Origin of the sequence: Micromonospora sp. NPDC007220 (assembly GCF_040634035.1) — a bacterium.
GTDB lineage: Bacteria > Actinomycetota > Actinomycetes > Mycobacteriales > Micromonosporaceae > Micromonospora > Micromonospora reichwaldensis.
Map to the genome: position 1 here is coordinate 167,249 of NZ_JBEYEU010000013.1, position 7,327 is coordinate 174,575.

General features: G+C 70.3%; 6 protein-coding genes. 4 read left to right on the forward strand and 2 right to left on the reverse strand.

Features of this window, described 5'->3' with window-relative positions; all coding sequences use genetic code 11:
• Positions 1-51: 51 nt before the first annotated feature.
• The gene (locus ABZ573_RS22100; RefSeq protein WP_358120517.1) at positions 52-3,237 is read right to left on the reverse strand and encodes a penicillin acylase family protein; all 3,186 of its coding nucleotides are present in this window, start codon (positions 3,235-3,237) and stop codon (positions 52-54) included.
• Positions 3,238-3,646: 409 nt separating this feature from the next.
• Here ABZ573_RS22100 and ABZ573_RS22105 point away from each other — a divergent pair, with 409 nt between their 5' ends.
• A complete protein-coding gene (locus ABZ573_RS22105) occupies positions 3,647-4,300 on the forward strand; it encodes a hypothetical protein (RefSeq protein WP_358120520.1) in 654 nt (217 codons plus the stop codon).
• A gap of 98 nt (positions 4,301-4,398) precedes the next feature.
• The gene (locus ABZ573_RS22110) at positions 4,399-5,661 is read left to right on the forward strand and encodes a DUF6357 family protein (RefSeq protein ID WP_358120523.1); all 1,263 of its coding nucleotides are present in this window, start codon (positions 4,399-4,401) and stop codon (positions 5,659-5,661) included.
• 24 nt (positions 5,662-5,685) lie between these two features.
• On the opposite strand, the gene ABZ573_RS22115 is transcribed toward ABZ573_RS22110, so the two are convergent.
• Entirely contained in the window at positions 5,686-6,333 is a 648-nt protein-coding gene (locus tag ABZ573_RS22115; RefSeq protein ID WP_358120526.1) for a hypothetical protein, read from the reverse strand.
• 11 nt (positions 6,334-6,344) lie between these two features.
• On the opposite strand from ABZ573_RS22115, the gene ABZ573_RS22120 reads away from it, so the two are divergent.
• Positions 6,345-6,629 (forward strand): DUF4913 domain-containing protein, encoded by a 285-nt coding sequence (locus ABZ573_RS22120; RefSeq protein ID WP_358120529.1) that lies wholly within the window; start codon positions 6,345-6,347, stop codon positions 6,627-6,629.
• A gap of 314 nt (positions 6,630-6,943) precedes the next feature.
• Positions 6,944-7,219: a hypothetical protein gene (locus ABZ573_RS22125; protein ID WP_358120532.1), complete on the forward strand. Its 276-nt coding sequence runs from the start codon at positions 6,944-6,946 to the stop codon at positions 7,217-7,219.
• Positions 7,220-7,327: the final 108 nt, after the last annotated feature.

Genomic DNA, 7,327 nt, shown 5'->3' on the forward strand with positions numbered 1-7,327 from the left:
GCCCGGACGGTGGCCGGCCGGCGGAGGGCTCCCGCCGGCCGGCCGTCGGCGTCACCGGCCGTAGACCTCGAACTCGTGGAGCGAGAACCCGTACGAGGTGGCCCGCTTGACCCCGTACACCCGCACGTAGCGGGCGGTGACCGGGGCGAAGGTGGCGTTGTCGACGCCGCCGTTGCCGGCGGTGGTGGCGAACACCGGCGTCCAGGAGCTGCCGTCGCCGGAGACCTCGATCCGGTACGACGTGCCGTACGCGGACTCCCAGCGCAGCACCGCCCGGCTGACGGTGCGGGCCGCCCCGAGGTCGACCCGCAGCCACTGGTTGTCGTTGTAGCTGCTGGCCCAGCGGCTGCCCAGGCTGCCGTCGACGGCCTTGTCCGGCGTGTGGCTGGTCAGGAACTGGGTGCTCGACGCGGTGGCCGGGCGCCCCTGGGCCAGGTTGGTGACGTCGTCGCCCCGGCGCGCCGGGAACGAGACGACCTGCTGGTAGGTGGGGCGGTTCTGCCAGGCGATCACCGGGTGGGTGATGCCGCCGAGCCCGGAGTGGGCGATCGAGTCGGCGCACCACTGGTCGCCGGCGGAGCAGGACTTGTCGCCCGGGTAGACGGTGGTGGCCGGCACGGCCGCCGCCTGCCCGAGCGCGCCGAGCAGCGCCGTCCGGCACGCGGCCAGGTTGCCGCCGCCGCAGTACGCCCGCCCGGGGCCGCCGGCCACCGGGTCGCCGAGCACGGTGCGCACGTCCTTGTCGACGTAGCCCCACCAGCCGTACTGGAACGACGAGCCCTTGTGCGCCTGGCCCTGCAACGCCCAGCTCGCGGCGCCGTCACGCCCGCCGTTCTGGCCGCCCGACGGCGCCTCGTTGACCTCGATGGCGTCGACCAGCGCGGCGTAGAGGTCCGGCCCGAGGCCGGGGCGGAACTGCGCCGAGGCGAGCAGCGGCCACCACGCGTCGAAGATCCGGATGGCGTCGGCGTGCTGGTAGACCTTCGAGCCGGGCGTGCTCTCCACCCGCCGGGCGCCGGCCTGCTGCCAGGCCCGCAGCTTGCCGATCGCGTCGGCCAGCGCCGGGTCGGTGACCGGCGCGCTGTCGAGCACCCGCAGCAGGTCGCCGAGGACCTGCTGGCCGCGCAGGTCGGTCACCGCCGCGTCCGCCATGATCTTGACGACGTCGGCGCGGCCGAGCTTGCGCTGGGCGATCGCCGCGCGCACCGGACCGTCGAGCAACTGACCCCGGTGTACGGAGCCGAAGCTGAAGTTGCCGTCCGCCGCCCCGAAGTCCCGCGCCTGCTTGTTGTTCCAGCTCACGTAGTAGTCCTGGTTGACCGACTGCGGGTGGGCCGAGAGCGGGGCGTAGGTGGCGTCGTTGGTGTCCGGGTTCCAGCCGACCCACTCGTACGCCGGCTCGGCCTTCGCCGGCAGGTTCGGGTCGGCGGTGGCCGGGCGAACCGGGTTCGAGCCGGAGTTGAAGTACGCCGCCTCGGTGGAGTTGACGTAGAACCAGTTGAACGCGTATCCGACGCTCGCGGCGGACGTCTGGAACGCCGCCGCGTTGCCCATCGCCGACGGGTCGTTGAAGGCCTGGAAGCCGATCGCCGAGTCGGCCTCGTGCCGGTAGGTGGAGCGCAGCTTGGTGAACGCGGTCGGCTGCCCGTTCACCAGCCCCCGGTAGGCGACCAGCCCGTACTTCGTGCGCAGCGCGCGCAGCGTGTAGGACCCGGCCGGGGTGGAGTCGGCCAGCGTCGGCGACCAGGAGTTGCGCTGCTCCAGCGCCTCCATGGCCAGGCACTGGCCGTGGTAGAGGTAGCGGTTGGTGCGCAGCGTCGGCGCGCTGCCGTCGGTGGTGCACAGCGGCACCGCGTACGTGTCGGTCAGGTCCTGCGAGGCGGAGGTGGCGCTCCACGCGTAGTCCTGGCCGCGGCCGAGCAGCACGTAGAGGTTCAACCCGGCGAACGCGGCGCCGCGCGCGCTGATGCCCGGCCCCTGCAACTCCTGGAGCATCAGCAGTTGCGGAGCGAAGTAGCCGGTCTGCGGGCCGAACACGGCAACCGGGTTACCGGTGGTGGTGTGCCGTCCGGAGACCACTACCGCGTTGGACATGCCGTGCGCGCGCAGGTTGGCCAAGCCGCCGATCAGCCCCTCAGTGGCGGTGCTGGCGCCGGTGCGCGCGGCGGCCCCGCCGGTCTGGTCGTAGGCGAGCGGCTCGGCGACCACCGTGCCGGCGTCGGGGAGCACCGCGCTGGTCGCGCCGGACGGCGTCGCGCCGTACGGGAAGCTCTGCCCGTCGTGCAGGGTGAGCACGGTCTCCGGGTCGTTCTGCGACCGGAACGCCGCCCACACCCGGTCGCCCTCAGTGGCGCCGTACTTGGCCCGGGCGGCCACCCGGACCAGCGCGGACTGCATCTCGCTGCCGCCGCCCCCGCCGAAGAGGCCGCCGATCACGCCGGCGGTGGCGATCAGGTCGGTCATGGTGAAGTGCTTCGGTTTGCCGGCGCCGGCGAGCACGTACTCGCCGGGGTAATTGTCGTCGGCGATCGACTTGTCGATGTAGGCGTTGATGCCGGCGATGTAGTCGACCACGTCGGTGTAGAGCTGCTGGCCCCGGGCGCCCTTGGTGCGCAGCGCGTTTACCTGGGCCTGGAGGTCCGCCTCGGTGTAGGGCGAGTTGGCCCAGACGCTCTGCTCCAGCTCTCGGTTGCCCGGGGCGCCGCCGGCGAACGAGGTGACCTTGCCGCGGCCGACGTGCCGCAGCAGGTCCATCACCCAGAGCCGGTCCTGGGCTCCAGCGTAGCCGGCGCCGAACATGGTGCCGGCGCGGGTGGTGCCGGTGACGCGCGGGACGCCGGTGGCCTTGTCCCGCACGATGGTGACGTCGGCGCGCGGCGAGATGCTGCTCTCGACCTGCGCGGCGGGGACGCCGAAGGAGGCGTCGTTGAAGAAGTGGGCGATCTGCTCGTCGGTCAGCCCGGCGTAGTTGTAGACCAGGTTCGCGTACTCGTCGAGCTGGTCGCTGGAGTGCGCGGGGCGGGTGCCGAGCGCCTGGTGGGCCAGGATGGCGGCCAGCGTGGCGTTGCCGTTCTGCCCGGGCGGCAGGATGTCGGCGCACTGGCCGAGGCAGTAGTCGTTGGCGGCGAACGTGGCGGCGGCCAGTGCCGGTGACGGCGGGGTGACGGTCAGGACGCTCGCGGTCAGGACGGCGGCGGTGAACGCCGCGAGCCTGGCGCGGAGTGGGGGACGGGGCATGAATTCCTCCGGGGACGCGGAGTCGGGCCTTCGGTACGCCCGGCTGCCGTGCCGACGTCTCGCCCTCCGCGCCCGGGCGTTCCACCCGGAGGTGAGATTGGCTCACATCTATCTCCGGGCAATGATCGCGGCCGACCGCCGCCCGGGATAGCAGTCGTTCACCAACCGCCAATGCCGACGTTTCGCCCCGCCGGCGCCGCTCCCCGGGACGTGACAGTGGGGCCGGCGCCGCCGCCACCCCCACCGCGCCTCCTCAGTCCGCTTGAGGGCTGGTCCCGTTCAGGGCTTGCGGGCGGCTGGTCGCTCGCGCGGGGCCAGCGCGCACCGCACGCCTGTGACCAGGGCCGCAGGCAGTTCTGCACTGATCCACTACGGTGGTGGAGCTGTCACACGTGACCGGAGGACACGCATGGCCCGCCCCTACAAACCCGGACCGAAGCAGTTCGTCTTCGCTGTCGGTGATGGCAACGATCAACAAGTCTCGGTGGGCGACCCCCAGGAGGCCTACGTAGCGTTCTCTGCGTTCTTCCGGGGTCGCGAGTCTGACACCTACACCATCAGGGATGAGCCGGCGGGGCAGAGTTTGGTACTCATGCCCCGGCTGGGGGTGATCTCCCGGACCAGGGACGCGGACCAACCTCGATCGGAACACCTCCAGGTCGACCGGCCCAACCGCTACCTTCCGAGCGCGATGCTGTTCTTCGAGAACGGATATGCCGGCCTCGACCGCTTCGGCCAGTGGTTCTCCAACCTCTCGGACCTCGACGCGTCACCGGAGACCCGCGGTGCCGCCCGCGCCGCCACGATCACGACGGAAGCAGCGGCGATCGAAGAAGTCGCCCGGATCTGGGCAGATTCGGGCATTGTCGACCCGAGCGACAAGTACTACGTCTTCTTCGACTCGCACGGTGTCGACGACGACCGAGCCGAACGAGCCGAACTGCTCCAGTTGATCGAATTCCTCGGTCTCGAACGAGTCGACGCCCCGGCCGGGGCCGCCGGGGGCGAGGTCTGGGTACGCACCGACCCACGCCTCGACGTCGAAACTGCGCGGTGGTCGTGAACAGGTGGTGCGGAATGGGCCGCACCATCGCCGTGACACTCGCCGCGGGGCCCGGAGCGCCCACGCCCAGCCGGTGCCGTTGCGGGCAGGCCTGAGCGGTGAGAGACGCCGTTTTCACGCGTAGCAGCGGCTGGATCCCGAACGTGATCCGCGAGGACGGCGAGCTGAAGCTGATGCTCGCCGCCGGGGCCGACGCCAACCATGAGCCCCGCACCTTCACGTTCCCGATCGGGGAGGCCCACCTCGCGGTGATCCGGGAGGACCTGGCCAGACACCTGCTCCTGTGGAGTGCGGTCCTTCCGCTGTGCGACGCCGCCGGCACCCGTGGCCGGCTCGACGAGGACGCTGCCGTCGCGCTCCTGGATCCGGTCCTGCTCTCCTCGCCCGCGGACGTCGACGCGCTCTTCCGACGCATCCGGTGGGACAGGAGCCGGCTCGTCGCCCACGGCGCCGACATCGCTCTACTTGAGCGCGGTCACGTCTGCGAGGCGATGCGCGCGGCGACGGAGAGGTCGAACGAGAAACGTGCCCAGGAGTACCACGCCGACCGCCGTCGCGCCGAGCGCGGAGCAGTCCTCGGGCCACTCGACGCCGCGATTCTGCGGTACACGGGCCAGTATCTGCATGGCGCGACGATTCCCAGGCGGATACCCGATGCCGTCGACCCCGCACTGCTCCCCCAGGTCATGCGTGTGATCGCCACCGCGGAGCAGGCATGCGCCGGGATGCGGATCGGCCTCGATCCGCGGCGGGGAAGGCGGGCCACGGACAAGCGCGACTGGGACCGGATGGCGGCGACGGTCGATGCGGCCGTGCGCCACGCGTACCCCGAACTCGTCGATGACGCGGTGCGTACGGTGAGCTTTCTGATGTGCTCGGAGGCTGCGGACCGCTCCAGGACCGCCCCGGCGGAAGACGACGATGAGGCTGCCGACGACCGCGCCGACCTCGGTGAGAGTGCGAGAAAGACGGCCCTGTCGTTCACCGATGACAAGGGCGGCGAGAGGAAGTGGCGACGGGACGGCCCTCGCACTGCCTCCGCCGAATTCTGGGAGTTCGTCGCCGATCGCTCTGCCGCGGACAACGAAGTGTTCACCATCGAGGACGAGGAGCTGGGCGAGGGGATCCAGCTGCACTTCTATGCGGACTCCATCGCCCGGATCACGACCGTACGACACGGGGAAGCCGGGTCGGATCCGCAGTACCAGGTCGAGTACAGCCTGGTCGACGGGATCGGCGGGTACCGGCACCTGGTGAGCGCCTTCGTCCGCGGCGGCTGCACCGCACTCGAACAGCACGGTCCCTGGATGTCGGATGTCGCGGAGTTCGAGCGCGCGCGTCGTCGGCGCGACGCCCGGTAGTCCCAGAGGGAAACCACGCCCGCGCTACGGCAGGAGCCAGGCGATGAGGATGAGAGCGGTGATGACGATCGCAGGCAGAACGACGTAGATCACGAAGACCAGCCAGGGAAGCAGTCGGAACGCCCTTCCCATGGGGCTCTCCGACGGCGTGTAACGAGCGGGGGGTTGAAGGCCCACCCTCTCCCAGGCCAGTCCGGCCGCGTCCGTGAACCGGATCCTTGCCTGCCCGCTGCTCGCCCCGTCTGCCGGCAGCTCGTAGTCCACCGCCACCGTTTTCTCGACCACGGTGAAGCGCCGGATTCCGCCTGATGTCACCGTTTCTATGGAGTATCGGCGGCTGCCCGACCAGCGGCGGGCTCTATCCCATACGACATCGACGCGGACGTCGAAGATCGGCGCGGCGCTGTGATTGGTGAGCGTTACCGATGCCGGATTCGATGGGCCGTAGACCCTGACGGCCTCATATTCCGAGGGACCGTCCAAGGTCAGGACGGGAATCACCAAGCGGGCCTGCGCAGCTTCGCTGGCTCGCTTGTCCTCCCGGCGGACCCGGATTTCGTGACGAAGCAGCAGGCCGGTGACGATGACGGCGAGGGTCGACATCACCAGCCCGGCCAAGCTTCCCCATGCCTGCATCCAATCGGTGATCTTCGGAGCCTCGGCAGCTAGCACCGGGTCAGGGTATGGCGGACGGCCGCATCCGCCGTCAGCCTTACGGCGAGCATCGGGGCTGCCACCTGGTTACAGGAACCTGCCAGTCAGGCGGCTCTCCATCGGCTGGGCGAGTCGAGGCCTGCCTCCACGGGCTTGCACCACAGGCACCTACCTGGCGGGCCTGGGAAACCCTGCGGGCCAGCGACGCGCTGACCGGCATGAGCATCTGGTGGCACAACCACCTCGACCCCACCTCACCGCGCTCGCCGCCGACTCATGAAAACAGCCGGCCTCTGGGCCGGCTCGATGCCTGAGGCAATCCTCCGAACTCTCGCGATCGCGAACGACGTCCTGACGTGCTCCGTCGGAAGCTGAGAGGAATGGGCGGACCCGAGTACGGCACAGCATCCGCGTCACGCCGGGCTTCCGTCACGCGGTTCGGAGCGCTGTGATGCCTACCCCGTTGAAGCGGCCAACCTCGGCACGGCGCCGGATCTATCAGACCCTCGTGCAACAGCCCGGGAGGCACTGAACGGTTCACACACTGAGCAACGCACTGGCGACGCACGCCAGCGTCAAAGAGACAGCCGTCCGCGACACGATCAACCTGCTGCTGAGCCTGCGACTGGTGGAGCTGATCCCGCATCAGCGAGCGATGACCGTCAGCCTGACCGCCACCGGCGAACGAGCCCTCACCGTCGCGCTGCGCCGCCAGGCGCAGAAGGAATCGTGGCCAGCGATGCCTGTCGGCTACAACGTGTGGGGCATTCTCGGCAGCGGTGGAGCCGCGGTCTCCGTCGGCTCCCGCGCCTACCACGGACCGACCCTCGGCCCTGAGCAGTTCCTGGCGCTGGCAGTCGTTCGTGAACCGTTCGAGCAGGCGGCGCGGCATGAGGACGACTGAGGCAAGCTACGGAAGACTGGCGCCGATGGGTTTCCGGCTGTGGCACGGCACCGAGATCGTCGCACTCGACGTGGAAGGCAGCGGCGCCCAGGACCGTGACACCGAGGC